This is a genomic window from Rhodococcus sp. 05-339-2, assembly GCF_002258965.1.
In the GTDB taxonomy this organism is placed as follows: domain Bacteria; phylum Actinomycetota; class Actinomycetes; order Mycobacteriales; family Mycobacteriaceae; genus Rhodococcoides.
Genome location: NZ_NOYW01000004.1, coordinates 205,383 through 228,904 on the forward strand (window position 1 = coordinate 205,383; position 23,522 = coordinate 228,904).

A 23,522-nucleotide genomic window follows, 5' to 3' on the forward strand; every position below is an offset into this window, starting at 1 on the left:
CAGTGCACCGTCAGCTCCGACCGATTCGATCCCGTCGAGTGACTCGAGGTCGTTCGGCGGGATCGATGCGCCCGATTCCGTGCCAATCCCAATAGATTCGATGTCTCGAGATGAGGGGTCCGTCGAGCTCCACGATCTCGACGAGATCGAGTTTGTCGCCGTTCGCCGTCTGACGCGGGTGTTCCCAGACCAGACGGTACCCGTCGAACGTGTAGATGCCCACGCGGTCCGGCGACGGCGATTCGTTCTCGTCGGATCGCCGGCGCGTGGTCTCCTGCAGAAAGCTGTCGAGTGCGATTCGTCCTTCGACTATTCCGGATCGCAGATCGAACAGCACCGGAACCAAGGGGCTTTCGAGAACCGCACCTGCGGCGTACAACTCGGACAGAGCGGGCGCGTCTCGATCCCCGATGCGCTTGTGCCACTCACGAAAGACATAGGAGGCTTGCTCCACGGTTGCGGCCACGTCGAATCCTTCTGTGTTGCAGTATTGTCCGCGACGATTTTTCGCGGGTCGACCGAGGGGAAGCACGCCGTCTGGTGCCGGTGCCGGTCACGTTCGGCAGATGATCATGTTTCGCGAGCTGTCGACGAACGGCGCAGACGCCTGCGACACGAACCGACGAAGAGCCGCCGCTGTGGCGACACACGTGGTTCCCACGACAATGTGCATATCTCGTCCCCGTCGTCGAGCAGTGCAGTTCGACAAGCATTGTGCACCAACAGAAGCCATTCGGCCCTTCCGGTCCGATGGTCCCGAACCGATATCCGAAACCCGCGAAACCACGGTTATCGCGACAATTCCGGTGCCCCCGGGCATGTGCTGCAGCGGATCTGCTGCGCGTCGACACAGCGTCCACCGAGACCGGCACCCCGGAATCGAGCGCAACCACACCGACTGTTCACCTGTAGGTCGACAAAGATTCCACGGCCGTGAGCCTGTGCCGCGAGCGAAGTGGGTCGAACCGAGCACTTCGCGAGCGCGGCGATCGACATCAGTTCCGCGCCCGCACCGGCGTGATCGAGTCAGGCCGGCGTCAACCGAAAGATCGGGAACCGACGACCCTCCGCCGTCTCGACGTATTTCGCGAAGCCCTCGGACGCGTCCAAGAACTTCTGCCAGTTCGCGTCCCACTCGTCGTCGGGGAGTTCCGACACGGCCACCGCGATGGTTCGGACGGCACCGTCGCCGGGAACCTCGACGTCGATGGCGGGGTGTGCACGCAGGTTGTGCACCCACGCAGGATGTTTCGGTGAGCCGGCTGCCGAGCCCACGATCAGCCAACTGTCGTCCTCCGGAATCGCCATGAGTGGGTTCAACCGGATCTCACCGCTCTTGGCTCCGATGGAGTGCAGCACGACGAGCGCATCACCGAACCCCGCCGTCGACACGTGTCCGCCGTTGCTCCGGAACTCGTCGATGATCATCTGGTTGAAGTCGGCCATAGGACGAGTATGCCGCGCATCGTGTCCTTTCGGACCCGATCGAATGCCACGATTTCCATCGGCGCAAGACAAAGGTTAGCCTGTGCTCATACGCACATCGGTGTGTGCCGCCGTCGGGCAATCCCCGGCGGCTCGTTGCTGTCTGAACCCGAAGGACATTCCACGTGCTCAACGTTCGTCGCCGCGCAGGCACCCTCGCTGCCGCCGCCGCCCTGATCGGATCGCTCGTCGCCTGCGGAGCATCCGAGGAGGTCTCCGACGCCACCGCGGAGGCCACCGACGGCGGGACGTCGTATCCGCTGACGATCGAGAACTGCGGCGAGTCGGTCACCTTCGACTCCGCCCCGCAGCGAGTGGTGTCACTCGACCAGAACTCCACCGAAATCCTTCTCTCGCTCGGTGTGCAGGATCGGATGGTGGGCACCGCATCCTGGACCGATCCGGTCCGCGACAACCTCGCAGACGCCAACGCCGCGGTTCCTCGACTGGCCGACAATGCCCCCACCTACGAGGTCGTCGTCGATACCGAACCCGACCTCGTCACCGCATCGTTCGGACGCCACTTCGAGCAGGGCGGCGTCGCGCAGCGTTCGCGCTTCACCGAAACCGGTGCCGCCACGTATCTTTCCCCCACCGACTGCGACGCCGGTCGTAGCGTCAACGGGGGCAACACCCGGACGACGCCGCTCACCATGGAGTCGCTGTACCAGGAGATCACCGAACTCGCGGCGATTTTCGACGTCAACGAGCGCGGTGCCGAATTCGTCGAAGAACTGAAGACCCGCATGGCCGACGCCACCGCGCGAACCGCAAGTGCCGATGTGTCCGTGGCCTTCTGGTTCGCAGACACCAAGAGCCCGTACATCGCAGGCGGACGCGGCTCGGCCGATCTGCTCGCCAGAACGGTCGGAATGACGAACGTCTTCGCCGATACCGACGACGACTGGCCCGCCGTCGGCTGGGAGACCATGGTGGATCGGGATCCGACCGTCCTCGTACTGGGTGACCTGGCCCGCAATCGCTTCCCCGGTGACCTGCTCGCCGACAAGATCGCATTCCTCGAGTCCGACCCCGTCACCAGCACGATGGCCGCCGTCCGCGACAAGCGCTACATCTCGCTGCACGGCGCGGAGATGAACCCGTCGATCCGGGCCGTCGACGGCGTCGAGAAGGTGTCGGCCGGACTGCGCGACCTGGGACTGTCGTCCTGACCGCGACCATCACCCCGCGGCGGACCGCCCAGCGATCGCAGACCTCCCGCCACCTGTGGCGTTGGGGGTTGGCTCTGCTGGGCGGTGTCGTGCTGTGTGTGGTGTCTGTTCTCGTCGCCATCACGCTCGGGCCCGCGAACATCTCGCTGGTCAACGTTCGCGATGTGGTGCTCAACCATCTCGGCGTCACCGATGTGCCGGTGAAAGTGTCGAAGAACGCGATCGTCTGGGAGGAGCGGCTCCCCCGAGCACTCGTCGCTGCGGCCAGTGGCGTCGGGCTCGGGATCTGCGGCGTCATCATGCAGTCGCTTCTGCGCAATCCGTTGGCGGATCCGTTCGTGCTCGGGGTGTCCTCGGGTGCGTCGACGGGAGCCGTGGTGGTCGGCGTTCTCGGTGTCGGCGGTGCCGCACTCGGGCTGTCGGGCGGCGCGTTCATCGGTGCGCTCGTTGCGTTCGGGCTGGTGCTCTTCCTTGCCCGCATGTCCGGTAGCGGAAACGACCGCGTCATCCTCGCCGGTGTCGCGACCACTCAATTGTTCTCGGCGCTCACATCTTTCGTGATCTTCGCGTTCGCGGACTCCGACGAGACCCGCGGCGTGATGTTCTGGCTCCTCGGATCGTTCGAGGGAGTGCGATGGAACGACGTCGTGCTCTGTGTGACCGTTGCCGGTATCGGCGCAGTGGTCTGTTGCTACTACGCGTACGTGCTCGACGCATTCGCGTTCGGAAACTCGGTGGCGTCCTCGCTCGGCTTCGACGTCAAGAAGGTGCGCCTGGCACTGCTCGTGGGAACCGCCCTGATCACTGCGACACTCGTCAGCGTGGCCGGTGCCATCGGTTTCGTCGGCCTCATTCTTCCGCACGCGGCGCGACTGTTGGTGGGGCCCAACCACAGCCGCCTCGTGCCCACCACTGCCGTCATCGGCGCGATCTTCATGGTGTGGGTCGACGCCGTCTCCCGAGTCGCCTTCGCCCCGACCCCACTGCCGGTCGGCGTCGGAACAGCACTGGTCGGCGTCCCTGCCTTCATCGCAATCATGGCTCGCAAGAGAGGAATTCGATGACACTGCACGCGTCGAACGTCTCCTGGAAGCGCGGCGGCGCACTCGTGGTCGACGGAGTGACACTGCACCCGGCGCCCGGCCGAACGGTTGGCCTGTTGGGACCCAACGGTTCTGGTAAGTCCTCGCTGCTCCACCTGCTGGCCGGGGCCGCGTCGCCCACCTCAGGCGTCGTCGAGTTGGACGGTGCCGAGCTCGGTTCGCTCAAACGCAAGCACATCGCTCGCGCCGTCGCGGTCGTCGGACAGCACGCGCACACGGACGTCGACGTGACGGTCGGCGATGTCGTGCGTCTGGGACGGATCCCCCATCGCGGGGCGTTCGGCGGTAGCGACCTCGACAACGACGCAGTGGACGACGCGCTCGCGCAGACCGGACTCACCGACAAAGCGGATCGGTTGTGGCGCACGCTCTCCGGTGGTGAGCAGCAGCGGGCGCACATTGCACGCGCACTCGCCCAGCAGCCTCGCGAGATGTTGCTGGACGAGCCGACCAACCACCTCGACATCCATCACCAGCTCGAATTGCTGGCCCTCGTCGCCCGTCTGCCGATCACCAGCATCGTCGCGCTGCACGACCTGAATCTGGCCGCGATGTTCTGCGACGAGGTGCTCGTGCTGCAGGACGGCAAGGTCGTCGCAGGTGGCGCACCTGCGGACGTGCTGACCGAAGAACTCATCGCCGAGGTGTATCGAGTGCGGGCGCGGGTGTCGGTGGACGACGAGAACGGACGGGTGCACATCCGTTTCGATGCGGCGGCCGGGTACGAGACCGTCGAGGGTGAGCAGAACACCCGCGTGACGGCAGGCTCTCGCGGCTGATCGGAGTCGGACTGCAGTCCCGGGAGGTTGGGTGCCACGATTCGTGGTACCCCTGAACCATGAGCGAATCTTTCGGACCGGGCGTTTCGACCACGAGCCTGCCCCCATTCGGGTTCGAGTCGACCTTGGCCGACCAGGTCCCCGGCGTCACGTTGCCGTGGCAGGGCACCCACGCACCGGATCCTCGCGTTCTGATCCTCAACGACGGCCTGGCCCGGTCACTCGCGCTCGACCCTGCGTCGCTGCGCACTCCGGACGGGGCCGGCGTGCTGTCCGGATCCGTTTCTCCGACCGAGACCGCCACCGTGGCGATGGCGTACGCGGGTCATCAGTTCGGCAACTACCAGCCCTTGCTGGGGGACGGCCGAGCGCTGCTGCTCGGTGAGCTTCGCGACGATCAGGGCCGTCGGGTCGATCTGCATCTCAAGGGTTCCGGTGCCACGCCGTTCTCGCGCGGTGGTGACGGGCGTGCGGTGGTGGCAGCCATGCTGCGCGAGTACCTGATCAGCGAGGCGATGCATGCGCTGCACATCCCCACCACCCGCTCACTCGCCGTCGTCACGACCGGAGAACAGGTGGTGCGAGAGGGAGGTCCGCAGCCCGGCGCGGTACTGGCCAGGGTCGCGTCGAGCCATCTGCGGGTGGGCACCTTCGAGTTCGCTGCCAGACGAGAGGGACTCGCGCAGACCCTCTCGGACTACGCGATCGCCCGCCACTACCCCGAATTCGTCGAGCGAGCACCCGAGGATCGCTACCTCGCATTCTTCGAGGCCGTCGTCGATGCTCAGGCGTCCCTCGTCGCACAATGGATGTCGGTCGGATTCGTGCACGGCGTCATGAACACCGACAACACGACGATTTCCGGCGAGACCATCGACTACGGGCCGTGTGCCTTTCTGGACGCCTACGATCCCGCCACGGTGTTCAGCTCCATCGACCACGGTGGCCGCTACGCCTACGGCAACCAACCCGCCGTTCTCGGGTGGAATCTGGCGAGATTCGGCGAAACACTACTGCCACTGGTGAATTCGACTCCCGATCTCGCGATCACCGCCCTGACCGCGGTCCTGGACACCTACGGGGATCGCTACCGACAGCACTACGGCGCCGCGATGGCCGCCAAACTCGGCCTGGACGAGGGTGCAGTCGATGGCGCTCTCGTCGACGATCTGCATCGGTTGCTCACGGATCACCGCGCCGACTGGACCCTGACTTTCCGCGCCCTCGCCGAGAACCTACGCGGAAACTCGGTGCCGTTCGACTCCCTCGTCCCACCCGACGCCTCCAGGAGTTGGCTCGAGAGTTGGAGGACTGCGGTTTCGGCTCGGGGACAGGACTTTTCATCCGTCGCCGACGGTATGGACCGCGTCAACCCAGCATACATTCCCCGGAACCACCTGGTCGACGCTGCGCTCCAGGCTGCGACTACCGGCGATCTCGGGCCCTTCGAGCGTCTTCTCGAGGTCGTCACATCGCCGTTCGACCGACACGATGACCGGGCGGATTACGCCCTGCCTGCTCCCGAGAACTTCAGTGCCGGTTTTCGGACCTACTGCGGAACCTGACTTCCTGCGCGCACCTGCCTGATCGTCACCGCGGCGGCTCCATGAATTCGATGGTCTCTCCATTCGGGCCCACTGCGTACATGACTCGGGTGCCCACCTTGGTGCCGCCGGCAATCGGTTGTGGAGTTCCCTGCGCCGTCCACCCGAACTCCGCTATGCGCGTCAGGGCCGCATCGATGTCGTCGACCTCGAATGCAAGGTGGGCGAAACCCGGATCGTAGGGTCGAGACGACCCAGACTCTCCGCGAATATCGCGGTACTCCAGCAGCTCGATCGTCTGACCCGCAACGGTGACCACCGCCATCCGAACTGCCGCTCCGTGTGCTCCGGTGACCTCTCCCAGAAATTCCCCGCCCATCTCTGCCGTCCGTTCGAGGGTTGCTCCGAGACCGTCGATCCAGAATCGAAGGGCGTCATCGAGCGACCCGACAGAGAATCCGACATGGTCGGAGCGAAGAATCGTGAAGGACGTGGCGTCAGTCATGGAAACCAGTATCCCTCCGAGCATTTCCATCGAGCCGAACCGCGCTTACGAGTTACGCTTCTGTTCGGCCCGGATCAGGCCGCCACCGACGATCAGTCGCTGAATTTCGCTCGTGCCCTCGTACAGGCGCAGCAGTCGCACATCCCGATAGATGCGCTCGACCGGAACCTCACGCATGTACCCCGCACCACCGTGGATCTGGACGGCGAGATCGGCCACCTTGCCCACCATCTCGGTGCAGAAGAGTTTCACCGCGGACGGCGCGATACGCCGATCGGTCTCCTGCACCCACGCCCGCGCAGCCTCACGGACCATGGCCCGGCCCGCCATCACACCGACCTGCTGATCGGCGATCATGGCCTGCACCAGTTGGAAGTTCCCGATCGGCTCACCGCCCTGCGTGGACGCCGCGGCATACGAGACCGATTCGTCCAGCGCACGCTGCGCCTGACCGACGGCCAGCGCCGCAATATGTACACGCCCCCGCGCCAACGACGTCATCGCCGCCTTGTAGCCGATATCGCTGTTGCCGCCAACCAAGGCGTCGGCCTCGACGCGTACGTCGGTGAAGTTCACGTCGGCCGTGCCGGATCCCTGCTGCCCCATCTTCGCGTCCTTGACACCGACCTCGATTCCCGCAGCGTCGGCGGGAACCAGGAATACCGCAATACCGTTGCCGCTCAGCGGTTTCGGGTCCAGTTTCGCGAAGACGACGAACATGTTCGCGATCGGCGCATTGGTGATGTACCGCTTGCTGCCGTTGATGACCCACCCGGAGCCGTCGACCGTCGCAGTGGTCTTCAGGCCCGCCGGATTGGATCCGGCCCCGTCCTCGGTCAGCGCGAAGGACGCAACGACGTCACCGGACGCCATACCCGGCAACCATTTCGCCTTCTGTTCCTCTGTGCCGAACCCCACCAGCACCTGCCCGGCAATTCCGTTGTTGGTGCCGAACATCGATCGCAACGCCAACGAGGTGTACCCGAGCTCCATGGCGAACTCGACATCCTGAATCAGATTCAGGCCCAGCCCACCCCACTCCTGCGGAAGCGCATAGCCGAACAATCCCATCTCGGCAGCCTGCGTGCGCAGATCCTCCGGGATGGCATCGGTGTTCATGATCTCGAGTTCGCGCGGGACGACACGCGACCGCACGAACTGCGAGATCTGCTTCAACACGTCGGCGAAGACGTCGTCGGGTACATCGGGATTCAGCGTGTCCATCGGACCACTATCTGTCAGAGCAACGTGATTCGTCCACTGCCGTGCGAGGGATCGAACGACTGGAGGGCCCGACGGTCGGGACTACTCCGCCTCGTCGCGTGCGTACATCGGAGTCCTCGTGACTCTGTTGTCCATCAACGGCTTCCCAGTGCCGGGCCCTCGGTGCGTCCGACGGCCCTGCGGTGGCCGAGTGTGGGAATGTCCAGTGGCTTGGGATGCCGCGTTCCGAAGTGATCGGACCAGGATCGGTGGGGCCGATGCGGGCGAACGCCCTGAAATGCCAGGTACGCACCGATCGCCGGCGGCACGACATGCCGATGGCCTCGCGACGGCTCGGGCAATCGATGTATCGCACGCAGGTCTTCGGTGAACACCGACAGCAGAATGCCGTCGGCGAAGCGCTTCGTCCGACCGGGGAACCATCGCTCCTGCCAATCGAGGAACAATTGATCGACGATCTTGCGGGCACCGTCAGTGTGCTCGTACCGAGACTCGTAGTCGAACGTCCAGCGCAAGAAGCGCTCTCGCGTCTGCGGAACATCGAGGCCCATGTACTCCCCGACCTGACGCCAGAAGTGAAAACGCGCTTCGCGCTCGTTGTCGGTGAAGACGCTCAACCCGAGATGTTCGACGATGCGGTCCGGCTCGAAGGCCAGCGAACCCAATGTGTACAGCTTGTCGTCGTCGGTGATACCGAACCGCGAGTGGATCTGCTCCATGCGGTCGATGATCGATCGGCCGTATTCGCTGGAATGCCCGTGATGGAGCATCTCGCCGAAGAAGAGCAGCGTGTCGTCGTTGCGTCTGCGCACGTCGTGCATCATGTCGCCGGTACCGGTCCGGTACAGAATTCGCGCGATCGACGGAACCGCCACCTGTCGAGCGAATGCCACGGTGTACGCGGCATGGGCGAAAATGGCGTCGCCATAACGGACTTCGAGGCTCAGATGCGTGGCTTCCTCGTTGCCCACAACCGGGTCGAGTTCCTCGATCCGGCGACCGACCGCCCGCCCCGTCACCCACTTTCGAGACATCAGTGCCGCGTTCGTTGCCATGACTTACCTCCACGTTCCGTCATCGGCACCAAACAGGAACGGCACCGTTCTCAGTTCACCATGCAACTAGGAACGTCTTCGTGTCAATATGTGAACGGAGATCGTCGGAACGAACGAACCAAGGAGCGAACGATGACACCTCTCGACTCGGTCGACCGCCTGACGGCATTTGCTATGGCATGGGAGCCGTACGGAGGCGCGTCGGCGGCAGATGTGTTCGTGGAGTTCGGGCTTCACATGGCCGAATACCGGCGGCGGCTTGCCGAGCAGCTGAGAAGCCCGCGCGCCGAACAGCTCGAACCTGCGCTCCGCGAACGCCTCCTGAACTACTCGACAGAACCTCCCCAGCGCTCACGCCGCGTCGGAGAATGACCGGAGCTCAGGCTTCCGTCACGTGGTCCGATCCGAGCAACTGGTCCAGCGCCAGGTCCTTCCACATCGCCAGATCCGGCTCGCTACCCGGCCTCCGTCGGTCGAACGCGTACGTCAGAGCGACGCCGCGCATGCTGGTGTTGAGCAGCTCGCGGACGAGGGGGTATGCCGGTGCCTCGGTGAACGGTGCACCGAACATCGCATCGGTCGCGGTGCGGACCCGCCTGTTCAATGCGCGTTCCACCGGGACCAGCGCTCGGCGGAGTCCGTCGTTGTGCCGAGCCCCGATCCAGAGTTCGGTCGCCGCCCAGAAGTAGTCCTGCTGGTACGTCGACCACATCGCGTCCACCACGGCACAGATCCGGGCGCTGGGCGTCGCGGGCCAATCGACCTGCGCACCCGCGTCATCCACACGGCCCGACGCCAGGTGCTCGACGGCAGCGACCAACAACTCGTCCCGCGACGGGTACTGGTGCAACATGCGACCCCGGCTCACGCCCGCCAGTTCCTGAATCTTCACCGTCGATGCGCCGGCGTAGCCGAACTGGACCAGGGCCTGCACTGCGGCATCCAGAATGCGATTCTGCGTGACGAGGCTGCGTGATTGCATGCATCGAGTGTTGCCGCTGAGTGCGCCCACGGCAAACGCGCCATTCGCGAACGCGCAGCAATACTGCGGTGCGCGAGCATGTCTGGCCCGTCGACCCAAAAGCAGTCAGTATTGACTGTATGGAGAAATGGATGTTCAATCCAAAGACACGTGCACGATTCTCCGCATTCGCCGGCAGACGATCCACCCACTCGACCGCCCTCCAGTACTCGAACGAAAGCAGTCACCGATGACCGAACGAAGCTTCGAAGGCCGAACCGCAGTGATGTCGGGAGGTAGTCGTGGAATCGGATTGGCAATCGCCATCGCCATCGCCGAACGCGGCGGAAACGTGGTGCTTCTCGCCAAGACGGACACCCCCGATCCCCGCCTTCCCGGCACTGTTCACACCGCGGTCGCCGACATCGTCGCCGCAGGCGGTGACGCCGTTGCCGTCGTCGGCGACGTGCGCAAGGACGAGGACATCGCCAAGGCCGTTCGGACGGCGGTGGACCGATTCGGGGGAATCGATATCGTCGTCAACAACGCCAGTGTGCTCAATCTCGCTGGTACGAAGGATCTTCCGATCAAGCGGTTCGATCTCATGCAGCAGGTGAACGTCCGCGGCACGTTCGCCTTGACCCAGGCGTGCCTCCCCCACCTCGCCGAGTCACCGAACCCGCACATTCTCACGCTGTCGCCGCCGCTGAACATGTCGCAGAAGTGGCTGGGCGAACATCCCGGCTACATGCTCGCCAAGTACGGAATGACGCTCGCGACACTCGGATTCGCAGCAGAATTCGCACACCTTCCGATTTCGAGCAACTGCCTGTGGCCGCAGAGCACGATCGCCACAGCAGCGGTGGAAAACCTCCTCGGAGGCAAAGCCGGAGTGGCACATTCGCGTTCGCCACAGATCATGGCCGACGCCGCAGTCGCCGTACTGGGTCGCGAACAGGGCGAGATCAACGGCCGAACTCTGATCGACATCGACGTCCTTGCCGAATCCGGGATCACCGATCTCGCTCCCTACGGCGGGGAAGAACCCATTGCCCTCGACATCTTCGTCGACCCCACGCCCTGACAGCCATTGCATCACTGCCGGCGCAGATCCTGCGTGACCGGTCGACGACGGGTTGCGGCGAACACGTCGACCGGGTGCGGCACCCGAAGTCTGCCGTCGGTGCCCGGCACCGAGACCGCGTCGAGATAGGCCCGCACGGTGCCGTACAACTCGGGAGTCAGCCGGGCCTGCACTGCGAAGTCGAGTACCTCGTCGCCGGCAGAGGCGAGGTCTACCAACGCGTCCAGAGTGGCCACGTCGTCCACTGCGATCCCGCCGTCGACGAAGGCTTTCTCGACGTCGGCACTGAACCACTGCCGGTGGCCCTCCAGCGGCGGGGCGAGAACGCCCACCAGAGCGTTGAGCGCAGCCGACGGTGCAACGGCCACCCACAGCTCACCGCCGGGCCGCAGCAGGTCGAGAGCGCTTCGCAGGGTCGCCCCCACGTCGGCGACGTAGTACATCGAGTGCACGAACAACACGACGTCGAAAGCCTCGTCGACCGGGGCGTCGCCGAAGGACGCGACGTGCGCATCGACGCTGAGCTCGGCGGTCGTCAGCGCGGCCATCCTGGCGGTGAACAACTCCACACTCCCGGGCCAGGGGTCGATACCCACGTACCGCACCGGTTGCCCGGACAGCCGCTCCACCAGACCGGCGGCGAGCCGGACGTCAAGCGACCCGTCACCGCAGCCCACCGACAGCACCGAGATCGGTCCGTCCCCCATCGCTGCCAGCCGGGCGGCGAGGTGCTCGGCGATCAGACCGCGCTGGTCGGACAGTCGCTCGAAAGCGGCGTGGTCTCGGGCGTAGGAGTCGGGCGCGAGACCGGGCAGAGGTCCGGAGTCACGCCGCAGGGCGCGTAACGCGTCGAGGAACCCGGCTGCAGCGTCGCTCGACGGATACGGAGCTATGTTGGACACCACATCGAGTGAACCACGACGCACCCGGGAATGCGTTGGGGTTGGCTTCCCGAGAGGAGTGCCATGAGCAACGGAGACACGGCCGAGCGCAGTCTCGAGCACTGGAGCGAGGCCGGCCGCACGGGCATGGAGGCCTTCTACGCCCTGGCCACGGAGGACTACCACCAACTGGCACTGGCCGCCGACTGGCCCGCCCTGCTCGCCAAGCACAGCCACGACGGCTGGTCGCTGCTCGACGTGGCCTGCGGCAGCGGCAAGTTCCCCACCGCTCTACGCCGCTACACCGATCTGTCGACGGTGCCCGAGCTGGCCTACGACCTGCTCGACCCGTCTGCCTTCTCGGTGGCCGAGGCTCGCGGAGCCCTCGGCACACCGTTCGTGCCTCGAGACGACCTGGTGATGACCCTGCAGGACCTGCCCGCGGATCGGACCGGGTACGACATCGTGTGGGCCACCCACGCGCTGTACGCCCTTCCGCCCACAGAATTGGACGCCGCAGCCGAACGATTCGTGGCTGCACTGGCCCCCGGCGGCCTCGGTTTGGTCGCGCAGGCCACGGCGAGCTCCCACTACCTGGCGTTCTACGACGCCTTCCGGGCAGGCGTGCGTGACGCGACCCCGTACACGACGGCCGAGCAGGTGCGCGACGCGCTGATCCGAGCCGGCGCGGATGTGCGCGACCAGCGCGTCACGTACACCACCGGGACATCCGATCGTGTTGTCGCCGAGGGCTTTCTGCAGCGCTGTGCCTTCGACGACTCCGTGTCGCTGGAGGAGATGGAGGCTGCACCGGTGCTGGGCGACTACCTCGCCTCCTGTCGCGACAAGTCGGGTTCCTACACCTTCTCGCACGAGGCGGCCCTGCTGTGGCTCTGAACGAACCTGCGGCTCCGACGAACGAACGGCTCCCCCAGCAGAATCGCGATGGCGGTATCGACCAGGACTGGGCAGGCGACGATCAGGACTGGTGGGATTGGTACGTCACTCTGGCTGCCAACGACCAGGTGCCCGCCGAGTTGGTCGACGGGCCGGGCCTGCCGGACGTCGACGCAGCGTCCGACGAGCAGGTCGAGCGTGAGCTTGCCGAGCCGTACGACCTCGACCCGGCCGCGGTCGAGTCCTTCGCTCGGGAGGCCTTCGTCCGACTGCCCGCCGTGTTCTCCCCTGCCCTGGTACGACGCCTCGCCGAGCGCCTCGAGGAGCTACTGCGCGCCGAGCACGGCGAGAACGTCGCCGGTCGGTTCACCGCACTGGAGCAGATGTGGCTCCACGACGACCTGATGCGTGCCGTGGCACTCTCGCCCCGGATCGGCGGCCTGGCCGCGGCCTTGCTGGACGAACCGGCCGTGCGGCTCTACCACGACAACGCGCTGTCCAAGGAGCCCGGCTGTGGACGCACGCCCTGGCATCACGACGCGGAGCATTTCCCACTGCAGACCGTCCAGGCGGTCACTGCGTGGATGCCGATGTCGGCCATCCCTGGCCGAATGGGTCCGCTGTCGTTCGCGCGCGGAGCAGACGTGCTCGACGAGGTCGAAGACCTGGAGTTCGACAAGGTCGGCACGTCGTACGACGAGGCCGTCGCCCAGCGCTTCGTCGAGCGCAGCGTCGCGGTGGCATCGGAGCCATTCGAAGTGGGCGACGTGTCGTTCCACTCCGCGCTGTGCTTCCACACCGCCGGGCCGAACCGGACGACACAGCCGCGCCGAGCACTGGCCACCACTTATTTCGCCGACGGGGCTCGGGTCGTGGAATCGCCGACGCTGATCAGTGGCACGTGGCGCGAGTTCCTCCCCGGTGTCGAGCCCGGCGGCCTCGCGGCCTCCGAACTGAACCCGGTGGTCGGCCGCCGAGACTGAGCCGACGGTACTCGCGCCGAGACCCGGTCGTGCCCACCCCTGTCGGCGCGTCACAGCGCCGGTGTCCGCGAACCGATCGACGAACGATACGCACCTCGCAGAATCACCGGAAATCAACTGGGACAACCGATTTCACTCAGCGTGGACATGTTGTCGGCACACACCCGAGCGGACAACCGAAGCGGGACAACAATTCAGGACGACAGTCGGGCTCGCAGGTGAACGAAGTGTGCAGTCCAGGTCAGAGCTTCTCGGCGAGTACATCGAGGTAGCTTATTTCGGGCGGCGAGGCGAAGAGTTCGTCCGCCCGTTCGCCGAGAGCCTGGCCGACCGGTCCGTTCAGATGCGTTTCACGGGCGGCGTCGTCCGGGAAAGCATCGACGATGCCGAACGTCGATGGGCCGAACCGTACCGCCAACCAGGGTCGGGTGCCGGGCTCCTGTTCGACGAGCGGTTGGGCCGACCGGAGAAACTCCTCGACTGCATCTTCCTTGCCGGGCTTGGCTTCGAGTCGGACCAGCAGTGCCTTGGTGACCATGACGATTCTCCTGTTCGAGGTGGTGGACACGGCCAAGCATCACACCTCGGACCGGCAAAGGGAAGGGCCTGCAGTCCGCGCAAGAACGAATTTGGTTTTGCCCCTAGTAATCTCGCAGCCGAGAGAGGAGACTCGACCGGTAGAGGGAATAGACACGCCAGGTGCAGCGCCGGCCGAATTTCGGTCACGTCGCGAAACATGTTGATGTGCCAACGTTTTGGGTTACCGGTCAATTCAGTGCGCTGCTGCGAACTGCCCACACCGCGTATCGGCTCGAACATCACGATCTGTTTTCACGGATACAGAAATATCGAACGACCGACACTGGCCGACGACGAAGATCGCGACCAAAGAGTTCAGGGCGGTGACCCTCGTCGGTTCGTCGAATAGTGCTGTCTATCAACTTGATTCGTTCTCAAGAAGTCAGTTCGGCGCTGCGTCCTGCCGGCTACCTTCTCGACCTGCGTTGCCCGACAGGCGAGTCGATCTCGACTCGTACCAGCCAGTACAACCACCTCACCACCAAGTCTTCGCCGATGTCGGGGTAACGGACGACGCCGTCCACATGCTCACCGGCCGGACCGATCGAAAGGAACGAGTCATGGCGACAGCTGTGGGTATAGACCTGGGCACCACCAACTCCGTCATCGCCAGCTGGCAAGGCGGCGAGCCGGTGGTGATCTCCAATATCGAGGGAGCGCGGACGACGCCGTCGGTGGTGGCCTTCACCGAGAGCGGAGAACGGCTGGTGGGTCAGCTTGCCCGACGGCAGGCGATCTTGAATCCGAAGGGCACAATCTACTCGGCGAAACGCTTCATCGGACGCCACTACGACGAGATCTCCGATGAGGCAAGAGCGGTCAGCTTCGACATCGTGGCCGGTGACAACGGCGAGGCCCGCATCGATGTGCGGGGCAAGAAGTATGCGCCGGAGGAGATCAGTGCCCTCGTACTGCGCAAGCTCGTCGACGACGCGAGCAAGTTTCTCGGCGAGAAGGTCAAGGAAGCGGTCATCACAGTTCCGGCGTACTTCAACGACGCGCAGCGCAACGCCACCAAGGACGCCGGCCGCATCGCGGGCCTCGAAGTCCTGCGGATCATCAACGAGCCGACCGCTGCGGCGCTGGCGTACGGCATGGACAAGCAGGTCCACGAAACCGTACTGGTCTTCGACCTCGGCGGCGGCACCTTCGATGTGAGCTTGCTCGACGTCGGCGAGGGTGTCGTCGAGGTTCGGTCGACGGCCGGCGACTCTCACCTGGGCGGGGACGACTTCGATCGACGCCTGGTGGACTACCTCGCCGACGACTTCCAGCAGGTGGAGAACATCGATCTGCGCAAGGACGCACAGGCGTTGCAGCGCCTTTTCGAGGCCGCAGAGAAGGCCAAGGTCGAGTTGTCCTCGGTGACCCAGGCCCAGGTCAACCTGCCGTTCGTCACCGCCGATTCGGACGGTCCCAAGCACCTCACGACCACCGTCATGCGATCGAAGTTCGAGGATCTGACGGCGGATCTCGTGGAGCGCTGCCTCGACCCGGTGAAACAGGCAATGAGTGATGCCAAGGTCACCGCCAACGACATAGACGAAGTGATTCTGGTCGGTGGTTCGACGCGCATCCCGGCGGTGCAAGCCCTGGTTCGCCGGCTCACCGGCGGCAAGGACCCCCATATGGGCGTCAATCCGGACGAAGTCGTGGCTCTCGGCGCGGCGGTTCAAGCCGGCGTGCTCAAGGGCGAGGTCTCCGACGTGCTGCTGCTCGACGTCACCCCGCTGTCTCTCGGCGTCGAGACACAGGGCGGGGTGATGACCAAGATCATCGAGCGCAACACGACCATCCCGGCCCGCCGCAGCGAAGTGTTCTCCACCGCGGAGGACGAGCAGTCCGCCGTGGATGTCGTTGTGCTGCAGGGCGAACGCGAGCGGGCCGCCGACAACCGTTCGCTCGGACGTTTCCGTCTGGAAGACATCCGGCCCGCACCGCGCGGCGACGCCCAGGTCGAGGTCACGTTCGATATCGACGCCAACGGCATCCTCAATGTCACGGCCAGGGACAAGGACACCGGCAAGGAACAGAGCATCACGATCAGTGAGCAGAGCAATCTGGACCCGAGCGAGGTCGAACGCATGCTGGCCGAGGCCGAACGGAATCGGGGCGATGACGAGGCGCTGCGCAAAGCTGTCGACGCGCGCAACGAACTCGATTCCGTTGCGTATCAGGTGGAACGGCGACTCGCCGAACTCGGTGACAGCGCGCCACCGCACGACAGGGCACGGGCCGAGATGCTGATCGCCGATGCCAGAAAGGCCGTGAAGGACGGCGCTTCGCCTGCAGATGTACAACCACTCGCCTCCGAGCTCCAACAGCTCCTCTACGGGCTCGTGCCGGTACAGGACGGCGGTGACGGACGTCAGGTCGGTGGCGCGGACGCGGCCTCGACCGATGACGACGACGTGATCGACGCCGAATTCGATCGAAGCTGAGGCACGAGATGGAAAGGGCTGCAGATCATTCGACACCCGAACCAGCGGCCGACGTCACGGAAGGAGATCGAACCGAAACGGTACCGGATCACGCCGCCACGAGTGCCGAGGAGGCTCGACTCGACGACCGCTGGCGCAGAGCCCTTGCCGATCTGGACAACCTGCGCAAGCGGTATGCCAAGGACCTGGAGCGAGAACGGGCCGCGGAGGTGACGAAGGTGTCCGCGGCGTGGCTGCCGGTACTGGACAATCTGGAACTTGCGTTGGCACATGCGGACAGCGATTCGCAGACCGTTGTCGACGGCGTCAAGGCGATCCGCGATCAGGCGGTGCAGGTGCTGTCACGGTTCGGTTTCGAGCGTCACGACGAGGTCGGAGTTCCGTTCTCCCCGCAATTGCACGAAGTGGTCAGCGTGGTGGTCCGGCCCGACCTTCCGTCCGGGACCGTGATCGACGTCGTCCGTCCGGGTTACGGAGAGGACGGACGGCAACTGCGGCCGGCGTCGGTGGTCGTCAGCCGCCCCGAGGGGTGAGCACCGATGGCGCGTGACCACTACGAATCGCTCGGAGTCCCGCGGGGTGCGAGCACCGACGAGATCCAGCAGGCCTACCGCAAGCTGGCTCGCAAGTATCACCCCGACGTGAACAAGGACCCCACTGCGGAAGACACGTTCAAGGAGGTGAACGAGGCCTACCAGGTGTTGTCCGACCCGGACACGCGGAAACGCTACGACCGGTTCGGTGCCGACTTTCGGCGTGTCCCCGAGGATTACGACGAACGGACCCGCACCAACTCGAGTGGGTACGGCGGTGGCGGGAACAGCGGCGGAGGATACGACCGCGGGAGCAGACGCGTGCACTTCGGTTCCGGTGGCGACGGTGGCGTCGATCTCGACGACCTCTTCGGGCAGATGTTCGGCGGCGGTGGCGGGTACGGGCCGATTCCCGGTGCCGATCAGGAAGCGGAACTGGCCTTGACAGTCGAGGAGGCGTACCGGGGCGGCACACGCACGCTCGGACTGGACGGACGGCAGTACGACGTCGACATTCCGGCCGGGGTCGTGGACGGCCAGCGAATTCGGTTGGCCGGGCAAGGCGGACGGAGCAACGGCGGCGCGCCGCCAGGGGATCTGTACCTCGTGGTACGGATCGAGCCACATTCCCGGTTCCGAGTACAGGGCCGAGACATTCACGTCGACCTCCCGGTATCGCCATGGGAGGCGGTCCTCGGGGCGACCGTCGCCGTTCCCACCCCGGGTGGCGAGGCGAAAGTGAAAGTGGCTCCGGGCTCGTCGACTGGAAGGAAGCTGCGACTGCGCGGCGAAGGAATGCCGAATCCACGTGGCACCAACGGCAACCTGTACGCCGAGATCAAGGTGATGGTGCCGTCGAAACCGACAGCACGCGAACGCGCACTATTCGAGCAGTTGGCCGCAGAATCGAACTTCGATCCGAGGACAAAGACATGAGCGACCCGAACCCGGTGGTCCGGTACGTACTGGTTCGACGCACCGAATTGTCGACCGACGCCTTCGCCGAACGTACGGGGCTGCATCCGGAACTTGCACGGAAGCTCGTGGTCCTCGGTCTGCTCGACGCCGATCGCGTCGTAGGTGGCGAAATGTTCTTCGCACCAACCGAAGTGGCCCATGCAGCCCGCATTCGACGACTGCGGACCGGTCTCGGCCTGAACTACTCGGCAATCGGGCTCGTGCTCGACCTGCTGGAACGAATCGAGACACTCGAAGCATCTTCCCGCAGAAGGAGGACAACCACATGGACATCAGCAACCTGACCGAGAAGTCGCGCGAAGCACTGCAGGAGGCCCAGAGCCTTGCGACCAGAATGGGTCACACCGAGGTCGACGGAGAGCACCTACTGCTCGCCTTGGTCGGTCAGCAGGATGGCTTGGTGCCCCGATTGCTCGAGCAGGCCGGTGCCGAGGTCGATGCCCTGCAATCCGATCTGGAACGTGAACTCTCGCGAAGGCCCAAGGTCAGCGGCCCCGGTGCCGGGACCGGTCAGGTGACGATCACCCGACGCTTGTCCGTGCTCCTCGACGCCGCCGATCGAGAGGCGAAGCGGCTCAAGGATTCCTACGTGTCGGTGGAGCATCTCCTGATGGGCCTCGCCGAAGAGGGTTCGGCCACTGCGGCAGGGCGAGTACTCGCCCGTCACGGAATCACCAGGGACTCCTTCCTCACAGCGCTGACGAAGGTGCGCGGCAATCAACGCGTCACCTCGGCCAGCCCGGAAGGTGCGTACGACGCGCTGGAGAAGTACGGACGCGATCTGGTCGCCGAGGGGCGGGCGGGCAAACTCGATCCGGTGATCGGACGAGACGCCGAAATCCGCAGGGTCACGCAGATCCTGAGCCGCAAGACCAAGAACAATCCGGTTCTGATCGGCGACCCCGGCGTCGGGAAGACCGCGATCGTCGAGGGCCTTGCCCAGCGGATCGTCCGCGGCGACGTTCCGGAAGGCCTGCGCGACAGAACGATCTTCTCACTCGACATGGGTTCCCTGGTGGCCGGCGCGAAGTACCGCGGGGAATTCGAGGAGCGTCTGCAGGCGGTGCTGGCCGAGGTGAAGGCAGCCGACGGGCGGATTCTGTTGTTCGTCGACGAGTTGCATACCGTGGTCGGTGCGGGATCAGTGGGCGGTGAGGGGTCTCTCGACGCCGGCAACATGCTCAAGCCGATGCTCGCCCGAGGCGAGCTGCACATGATCGGTGCCACCACGCTCGACGAGTATCGCAAGCACATCGAATCCGATGCGGCACTGGAGCGACGGTTCCAGACCGTCCTCGTCGACGAGCCGAGCGCCGAGGATGCCATCTCGATCCTGCGCGGACTCCGCGAACGCCTCGAGGTGTTTCACGGCGTCAAGATTCAGGACGGCGCTCTCGTCGCTGCCGTCACCCTCTCGCACCGCTACATCACCGACCGCTTTCTCCCGGACAAGGCCATCGATCTGGTCGACGAGGCGTGCGCTCGGTTACGCACCGAAATCGATTCGATGCCGGCCGAACTCGACGAACTCACCCGGAAGGTGACCCGGCTCGAGATCGAAGATGCCGCGCTGTCCAAGGAGACCGACGGCGCGAGCAAGGCACGTCTCGACGAGCTGCGCAAGGAGCTGGCCGACCTGCGGGCCGAGGCCGATGCCCGGCACGCTCAGTGGGAGGCGGAGCGACAGGCGATCCGCCGGGTGCAAGAGCTACGGAGCGAGCTCGAGCGCTTGCGCCACGAGGCCGAGGAGGCGGAGCGCGCCTACGACCTCAATCGGGCCGCCGAGTTGCGCTACGGCGAGATCGTCGAGCTCGAACGCAGGCTCGAGTCGGCAGAGGAGCAGCTGGTCACCAGACAAGGCCGGAGCCCGCTGTTGCGCGAAGTGGTCACCGAGGACGAGATCGCCGAAATCGTGGCTGCGTGGACTTCGATCCCGGTCGCTCGGCTGCAGGAAGGCGAGCGACAGAAGTTGTTGCAGCTCGACGAGATTCTGCACGAGAGGGTCGTCGGCCAGGACGAGGCGGTGCAGCTGGTCGCGGACGCGGTGATCCGGGCGAGGTCCGGCATCCGTGATCCACGCCGGCCGATCGGGTCGTTCATCTTTCTTGGCCCGACGGGCGTGGGAAAGACCGAGCTCGCAAAAACATTGGCCGGCGCTCTCTTCGACAGCGAAGACAACATGGTGCGCCTGGACATGAGCGAGTACCAGGAGCGGCACACGGTGAGCCGGCTCATCGGGGCACCTCCCGGATACGTGGGGTACGACGAGGGCGGACAGCTCACCGAGGCGGTGCGCCGAAAGCCGTACTCGGTAGTGCTTTTCGACGAGATCGAGAAGGCGCACGCAGATGTGTTCAATACCCTGCTGCAGGTGCTCGACGACGGCCGGATCACCGATTCACAAGGCAGGCAGGTCGATTTCAGGAACACGGTGATCATCATGACCTCCAACATCGGTTCCCAGCATCTCCTCGAAGGAGTCACACCCGACGGCGAGATCGAGCCGAACGCCCGCGAGCGGGTACTCGCGGAACTGCGTGGGCATTTCCGTCCCGAGTTCCTCAACCGGGTCGACGACATCGTGCTGTTCACCCCACTCACCCTGTCCCAGATCGAGCACATCGTCGGGTTGCAGCTCGCCGATCTTCGAAACCGCTTGTCGGAGCGCAGGATCGATCTGGACATCACCCCGGATGCGCGCAGGCTCGTCGCCGAACGCGGATTCGACCCGGTCTACGGTGCACGGCCATTGCGTCGGTACATCGCCCACGAGGTCGAGACCAAGATCGGTCGCGCGCTACTGCGAGGGGACATCGAACCAGGCGGCACCATCACCGTCACGGTGGTCGACGGAGAACTCGTCGTCGCGTATGCGGAACCCGCCGTCGCGGCGGCCTGAGAGGAGATGTCGCCATGGAATCGGACAAGGTGAAGTGCGCGCACTGCGGCAAGGTCAACAGGGTGCCTGCCGCAGCGGACGGGACACCCCGGTGCGGGAACTGCCACGAGCCGCTGCCGTGGATCGCCGCAGCACGGGACGAGGACTTCGCGGAGATCGCCGAACACCCCTCGGTGCCCGTACTCGTCGATCTCTGGGCGACCTGGTGCGGACCGTGCCGCATGGTCAGCCCGGCGCTCGAACAGCTCGCCCGAGAACGCGCGGGCCGGATCAAGCTGGTCAAGGTCGACGTGGATGCCGCACCCCTGACGTCCGAACGATTCACCGTCAGGGCCGTGCCGACCCTGCTGGTGATGGATCGGGGTGAGGTCCTCGCTCGGCAGGCCGGTGCAGCCCCGGTACCCCAGCTACGCGCATGGCTCGATCGAGCGCTTTCGGAGAATGCAGGCAAGGAGGCGACATCATGACGTTCGTGCCAGTGGACCCGCACGTCGATGCAATCCGGTCCGTGGTGCCCAGAACCCCGCAGGGCTGCGAAGAATGCCTCCGTCTCGGCACCCCGTGGGTGCACCTGAGGCTGTGCCTGACGTGCGGGCACGTCGGGTGTTGCGACTCCTCGCCGGGCAGACACGCGAGCGCGCACGCACATGTCGTCGGCCATCCGATCGTTCGGTCGATGGAGCCCGGAGAAACTTGGAGGTGGTGTTATGTCGACCGAAATCTCGTCTGAGGACGCCGGTCCAGCCGTCGTCGACGAGACCACGGACGAGCACGGCGCGTTCCCGCGGCTGACGGACGATCAGGTCGCAGTGCTCGAGGTCGGTGGCACACGTCGATCGGTTCGTACCGGAGAAGTGCTGATACGCGAGGGTGCGCCCAGCAACGACTTCTTCGTCGTTCTGTCCGGCAAGGTCGCCGTTCTCGACGAGGGTGACCGGGACGGTGAACGTCGGATACTTCGCGTGCACGGACCCGGCCGCTTCTTGGGTGAGCTCGGACTGCTCGAAGGTCAGGTGGCGTTCTACACCGCCGAAGCGATCGAAGACGGCGAGTTGCTCGTCACTCCCGCCGAGCGGGTGCGCGAACTGGTTGCCCACGATCCAGTGCTGAGCGATCTGATCCTGCGGGCTTACCTGCTGCGTCGGCACCTGCTGATCGGGCTCGGCTCGGGGTTCCGGATCATCGGGTCCTGCTATTCACCGGACACGTTGCGGCTTCGAGAGTTCGCAATGCGAAATCGATTGCCTCACAAATGGATCGATCTGGAGCGGGACGAGCGGGCGGAGCAGCTGTTGCGCAGCCTGGACATCGCCCCCGAGGACGTTCCCGTCGTCATCTGGCACGGCGAGAAGGTACTGCGCAATCCGACGAACACAGAGCTCGCACGCATCGTCGGACTCTCCGTGCCGAACGCGGCCCAGGACGTGTTCGATCTCGTCGTCGTGGGTGCAGGACCGGCCGGACTGGCCGCATCCGTATACGGAGCGTCGGACGGGTTGAACACGGTGACACTGGAGACGATCGCCGCAGGGGGACAGGCCAGCACCTCCTCCCGAATCGAGAACTATCTGGGATTCCCGGCCGGAATCTCCGGATCCGAATTGGCCGAGCGGGCCGTGATCCAGGCCGACAAGTTCGGTGCCCGCATCCTGGTCTCGGCAGAGGTGACCGGATTGACGTCCGAGGCCGGGTACCACGTGCTCCGGCTCTCTGACGGCGGCACGGTTCGCGGCCGGTCCATCGTGCTCGCCACCGGCGCGCGGTACCGCAAGTTGACCGTTCCCGGTATCGCGGAACTGGAAGGCACGAGTGTGTACTACGCCGCCACTCATCAGGAAGCTCGCATGTGCGGGACCGACCCGGTGGCCATCGTCGGCGGCGGTAACTCCGCAGGCCAGGCGACAGTGTTTCTTGCCGAACATGTTTCGGACGTCCACTTGCTCATCCGCAATGACGATCTCGGAAAGAGCATGTCCCGTTACCTGGTCGACCAGATCGAGCACCACCCGCACGTGACCGTGCACCGCCACACCGAGGTTCGCGAGGTCCGCGGCAAGAAGTACCTCGACGAAGTCGTGGTCGAGAACAACCGCACGGGCGAACAGGCCACGATCAGAGCGCACGCCCTGTTCGTGTTCATCGGAGCGACGCCTTACACGGGGTGGCTTGCCGACGCCATCGCACTCGACGAACACGGGTTCGTCGTCACCGGTACGGACGCAGCTCTCGCTCGTGGAGACGGTGCCCTGCAGATCGGAGCAGCGCTGTGCGGGACGCTCGAAACGAGCCGACCCGGCTTGTTCGCCGCGGGCGACGTCCGCAGCGGCTCGGTGAAGAGAGTCGCATCCGCGGTCGGTGAAGGAGCGATGTCGGTACGCCAGGTCCACGAGTATTTCGAGCGACGGTGACGTGGGAAAAC

24 protein-coding genes are annotated in these 23,522 nt (G+C 65.1%); 16 read left to right on the forward strand and 8 right to left on the reverse strand.

The window, feature by feature from the left end; all coding sequences use genetic code 11:
• Positions 1 to 10: 10 nt before the first annotated feature.
• Complete coding sequence (locus CH273_RS02000; protein WP_052049670.1) at positions 11 to 466, reverse strand: nuclear transport factor 2-like protein; 456 nt, start codon at positions 464 to 466, stop codon at positions 11 to 13.
• Between the two features lie 560 nt (positions 467 to 1,026).
• A complete protein-coding gene (locus CH273_RS02005) occupies positions 1,027 to 1,446 on the reverse strand; it encodes a nitroreductase/quinone reductase family protein (protein ID WP_032396029.1) in 420 nt (139 codons plus the stop codon).
• 164 nt (positions 1,447 to 1,610) lie between these two features.
• Between CH273_RS02005 and CH273_RS02010 the strand changes: the two genes are divergently transcribed.
• From CH273_RS02010 to CH273_RS02025, 4 genes are all read left to right on the forward strand, one after another.
• On the forward strand, positions 1,611 to 2,657 hold the full coding sequence (locus CH273_RS02010; protein ID WP_032396030.1) for an ABC transporter substrate-binding protein: 1,047 nt from the start codon (positions 1,611 to 1,613) through the stop codon (positions 2,655 to 2,657).
• A 68-nt stretch (positions 2,658 to 2,725) separates the two neighbouring features.
• Entirely contained in the window at positions 2,726 to 3,721 is a 996-nt protein-coding gene (locus CH273_RS02015) for a FecCD family ABC transporter permease (RefSeq protein ID WP_462052385.1), read from the forward strand.
• On the forward strand, positions 3,718 to 4,539 hold the full coding sequence (locus CH273_RS02020; RefSeq protein WP_082322519.1) for an ABC transporter ATP-binding protein: 822 nt from the start codon (positions 3,718 to 3,720) through the stop codon (positions 4,537 to 4,539). The genes CH273_RS02015 and CH273_RS02020 overlap by 4 nt, the downstream gene beginning before the upstream one ends.
• A gap of 59 nt (positions 4,540 to 4,598) precedes the next feature.
• On the forward strand, positions 4,599 to 6,104 hold the full coding sequence (locus tag CH273_RS02025) for a protein adenylyltransferase SelO (protein ID WP_032396031.1): 1,506 nt from the start codon (positions 4,599 to 4,601) through the stop codon (positions 6,102 to 6,104).
• Between the two features lie 25 nt (positions 6,105 to 6,129).
• On the opposite strand, the gene CH273_RS02030 is transcribed toward CH273_RS02025, so the two are convergent.
• The 3 genes from CH273_RS02030 to CH273_RS02040 form a co-directional block, all read right to left on the reverse strand.
• Positions 6,130 to 6,588: a VOC family protein gene (locus tag CH273_RS02030; RefSeq protein ID WP_032396032.1), complete on the reverse strand. Its 459-nt coding sequence runs from the start codon at positions 6,586 to 6,588 to the stop codon at positions 6,130 to 6,132.
• Between the two features lie 45 nt (positions 6,589 to 6,633).
• Positions 6,634 to 7,812: an acyl-CoA dehydrogenase family protein gene (locus CH273_RS02035; protein WP_032396033.1), complete on the reverse strand. Its 1,179-nt coding sequence runs from the start codon at positions 7,810 to 7,812 to the stop codon at positions 6,634 to 6,636.
• A gap of 134 nt (positions 7,813 to 7,946) precedes the next feature.
• A complete protein-coding gene (locus tag CH273_RS02040; protein ID WP_052049672.1) occupies positions 7,947 to 8,867 on the reverse strand; it encodes an oxygenase MpaB family protein in 921 nt (306 codons plus the stop codon).
• 132 nt (positions 8,868 to 8,999) lie between these two features.
• Here CH273_RS02040 and CH273_RS02045 point away from each other — a divergent pair, with 132 nt between their 5' ends.
• Positions 9,000 to 9,239: a hypothetical protein gene (locus CH273_RS02045; RefSeq protein WP_032396344.1), complete on the forward strand. Its 240-nt coding sequence runs from the start codon at positions 9,000 to 9,002 to the stop codon at positions 9,237 to 9,239.
• Between the two features lie 7 nt (positions 9,240 to 9,246).
• On the opposite strand, the gene CH273_RS02050 is transcribed toward CH273_RS02045, so the two are convergent.
• Positions 9,247 to 9,849, reverse strand: coding sequence for a TetR/AcrR family transcriptional regulator (locus tag CH273_RS02050; RefSeq protein ID WP_052049676.1), 603 nt, complete (start codon positions 9,847 to 9,849; stop codon positions 9,247 to 9,249).
• Positions 9,850 to 10,078: 229 nt separating this feature from the next.
• Between CH273_RS02050 and CH273_RS02055 the strand changes: the two genes are divergently transcribed.
• Entirely contained in the window at positions 10,079 to 10,912 is an 834-nt protein-coding gene (locus tag CH273_RS02055) for an SDR family oxidoreductase (RefSeq protein WP_032396345.1), read from the forward strand.
• A gap of 11 nt (positions 10,913 to 10,923) precedes the next feature.
• Here CH273_RS02055 and CH273_RS02060 read toward each other — a convergent pair whose 3' ends face one another.
• Positions 10,924 to 11,814 carry a class I SAM-dependent methyltransferase gene (locus CH273_RS02060; RefSeq protein ID WP_143546159.1) on the reverse strand — a complete coding sequence of 297 codons (891 nt, stop codon included), beginning with the start codon at positions 11,812 to 11,814 and terminating at the stop codon, positions 10,924 to 10,926.
• A 63-nt stretch (positions 11,815 to 11,877) separates the two neighbouring features.
• Between CH273_RS02060 and CH273_RS02065 the strand changes: the two genes are divergently transcribed.
• Both CH273_RS02065 and CH273_RS02070 read left to right on the forward strand, forming a co-directional pair.
• Positions 11,878 to 12,690, forward strand: coding sequence for a class I SAM-dependent methyltransferase (locus tag CH273_RS02065; protein WP_179275402.1), 813 nt, complete (start codon positions 11,878 to 11,880; stop codon positions 12,688 to 12,690).
• The gene (locus CH273_RS02070; RefSeq protein WP_032396036.1) at positions 12,681 to 13,673 is read left to right on the forward strand and encodes a phytanoyl-CoA dioxygenase family protein; all 993 of its coding nucleotides are present in this window, start codon (positions 12,681 to 12,683) and stop codon (positions 13,671 to 13,673) included. Before CH273_RS02065 ends, CH273_RS02070 begins: the two co-directional genes overlap by 10 nt.
• A gap of 241 nt (positions 13,674 to 13,914) precedes the next feature.
• On the opposite strand, the gene CH273_RS02075 is transcribed toward CH273_RS02070, so the two are convergent.
• Positions 13,915 to 14,211 (reverse strand): putative quinol monooxygenase, encoded by a 297-nt coding sequence (locus CH273_RS02075; protein ID WP_032376247.1) that lies wholly within the window; start codon positions 14,209 to 14,211, stop codon positions 13,915 to 13,917.
• Between the two features lie 601 nt (positions 14,212 to 14,812).
• Here CH273_RS02075 and dnaK point away from each other — a divergent pair.
• The 8 genes from dnaK to CH273_RS02115 are packed head-to-tail and all read left to right on the forward strand — an operon-like array spanning position 14,813 to position 23,511.
• The gene (gene dnaK, locus CH273_RS02080) at positions 14,813 to 16,693 is read left to right on the forward strand and encodes a molecular chaperone DnaK (RefSeq protein ID WP_032396347.1); all 1,881 of its coding nucleotides are present in this window, start codon (positions 14,813 to 14,815) and stop codon (positions 16,691 to 16,693) included.
• Positions 16,694 to 16,701: 8 nt separating this feature from the next.
• Positions 16,702 to 17,226 (forward strand): nucleotide exchange factor GrpE, encoded by a 525-nt coding sequence (locus CH273_RS02085; protein ID WP_032396037.1) that lies wholly within the window; start codon positions 16,702 to 16,704, stop codon positions 17,224 to 17,226.
• Positions 17,227 to 17,232: 6 nt separating this feature from the next.
• Positions 17,233 to 18,162, forward strand: a complete 930-nt coding sequence (locus CH273_RS02090) for a DnaJ C-terminal domain-containing protein (RefSeq protein ID WP_032396038.1) — start codon at positions 17,233 to 17,235, stop codon at positions 18,160 to 18,162.
• Positions 18,159 to 18,488 (forward strand): chaperone modulator CbpM, encoded by a 330-nt coding sequence (locus tag CH273_RS02095; protein WP_032376243.1) that lies wholly within the window; start codon positions 18,159 to 18,161, stop codon positions 18,486 to 18,488. The genes CH273_RS02090 and CH273_RS02095 overlap by 4 nt, the downstream gene beginning before the upstream one ends.
• A complete protein-coding gene (gene clpB, locus CH273_RS02100) occupies positions 18,470 to 21,103 on the forward strand; it encodes an ATP-dependent chaperone ClpB (protein ID WP_032396039.1) in 2,634 nt (877 codons plus the stop codon). Before CH273_RS02095 ends, clpB begins: the two co-directional genes overlap by 19 nt.
• A 14-nt stretch (positions 21,104 to 21,117) precedes the next feature.
• The gene (gene trxA, locus CH273_RS02105) at positions 21,118 to 21,570 is read left to right on the forward strand and encodes a thioredoxin (protein WP_032396040.1); all 453 of its coding nucleotides are present in this window, start codon (positions 21,118 to 21,120) and stop codon (positions 21,568 to 21,570) included.
• On the forward strand, positions 21,567 to 21,833 hold the full coding sequence (locus CH273_RS02110) for a ubiquitin carboxyl-terminal hydrolase 14 (protein WP_082322520.1): 267 nt from the start codon (positions 21,567 to 21,569) through the stop codon (positions 21,831 to 21,833). Before trxA ends, CH273_RS02110 begins: the two co-directional genes overlap by 4 nt.
• The gene (locus CH273_RS02115; protein ID WP_032396041.1) at positions 21,811 to 23,511 is read left to right on the forward strand and encodes an FAD-dependent oxidoreductase; all 1,701 of its coding nucleotides are present in this window, start codon (positions 21,811 to 21,813) and stop codon (positions 23,509 to 23,511) included. Before CH273_RS02110 ends, CH273_RS02115 begins: the two co-directional genes overlap by 23 nt.
• The last annotated feature ends 11 nt before the right edge of the window (positions 23,512 to 23,522 follow it).

Coding starts and splice junctions, on each gene's coding strand:
- CH273_RS02065 (WP_179275402.1), top strand. CDS start 11,878: ATGAGCAACGGAGACACGGCCGAGCGCAGTCTCGAGCACTGGAGCGAG.
- CH273_RS02035 (WP_032396033.1), bottom strand. CDS start 7,812: ATGGACACGCTGAATCCCGATGTACCCGACGACGTCTTCGCCGACGTG.
- CH273_RS02030 (WP_032396032.1), bottom strand. CDS start 6,588: ATGACTGACGCCACGTCCTTCACGATTCTTCGCTCCGACCATGTCGGA.
- CH273_RS02115 (WP_032396041.1), top strand. CDS start 21,811: ATGTCGACCGAAATCTCGTCTGAGGACGCCGGTCCAGCCGTCGTCGAC.
- CH273_RS02020 (WP_082322519.1), top strand. CDS start 3,718: ATGACACTGCACGCGTCGAACGTCTCCTGGAAGCGCGGCGGCGCACTC.
- CH273_RS02095 (WP_032376243.1), top strand. CDS start 18,159: ATGAGCGACCCGAACCCGGTGGTCCGGTACGTACTGGTTCGACGCACC.
- CH273_RS02055 (WP_032396345.1), top strand. CDS start 10,079: ATGACCGAACGAAGCTTCGAAGGCCGAACCGCAGTGATGTCGGGAGGT.
- CH273_RS02110 (WP_082322520.1), top strand. CDS start 21,567: ATGACGTTCGTGCCAGTGGACCCGCACGTCGATGCAATCCGGTCCGTG.
- CH273_RS02040 (WP_052049672.1), bottom strand. CDS start 8,867: ATGGCAACGAACGCGGCACTGATGTCTCGAAAGTGGGTGACGGGGCGG.
- CH273_RS02090 (WP_032396038.1), top strand. CDS start 17,233: ATGGCGCGTGACCACTACGAATCGCTCGGAGTCCCGCGGGGTGCGAGC.
- CH273_RS02045 (WP_032396344.1), top strand. CDS start 9,000: ATGACACCTCTCGACTCGGTCGACCGCCTGACGGCATTTGCTATGGCA.
- trxA (WP_032396040.1), top strand. CDS start 21,118: ATGGAATCGGACAAGGTGAAGTGCGCGCACTGCGGCAAGGTCAACAGG.
- CH273_RS02025 (WP_032396031.1), top strand. CDS start 4,599: ATGAGCGAATCTTTCGGACCGGGCGTTTCGACCACGAGCCTGCCCCCA.
- clpB (WP_032396039.1), top strand. CDS start 18,470: ATGGACATCAGCAACCTGACCGAGAAGTCGCGCGAAGCACTGCAGGAG.
- CH273_RS02075 (WP_032376247.1), bottom strand. CDS start 14,211: ATGGTCACCAAGGCACTGCTGGTCCGACTCGAAGCCAAGCCCGGCAAG.
- CH273_RS02005 (WP_032396029.1), bottom strand. CDS start 1,446: ATGGCCGACTTCAACCAGATGATCATCGACGAGTTCCGGAGCAACGGC.
- dnaK (WP_032396347.1), top strand. CDS start 14,813: ATGGCGACAGCTGTGGGTATAGACCTGGGCACCACCAACTCCGTCATC.
- CH273_RS02050 (WP_052049676.1), bottom strand. CDS start 9,849: ATGCAATCACGCAGCCTCGTCACGCAGAATCGCATTCTGGATGCCGCA.
- CH273_RS02085 (WP_032396037.1), top strand. CDS start 16,702: ATGGAAAGGGCTGCAGATCATTCGACACCCGAACCAGCGGCCGACGTC.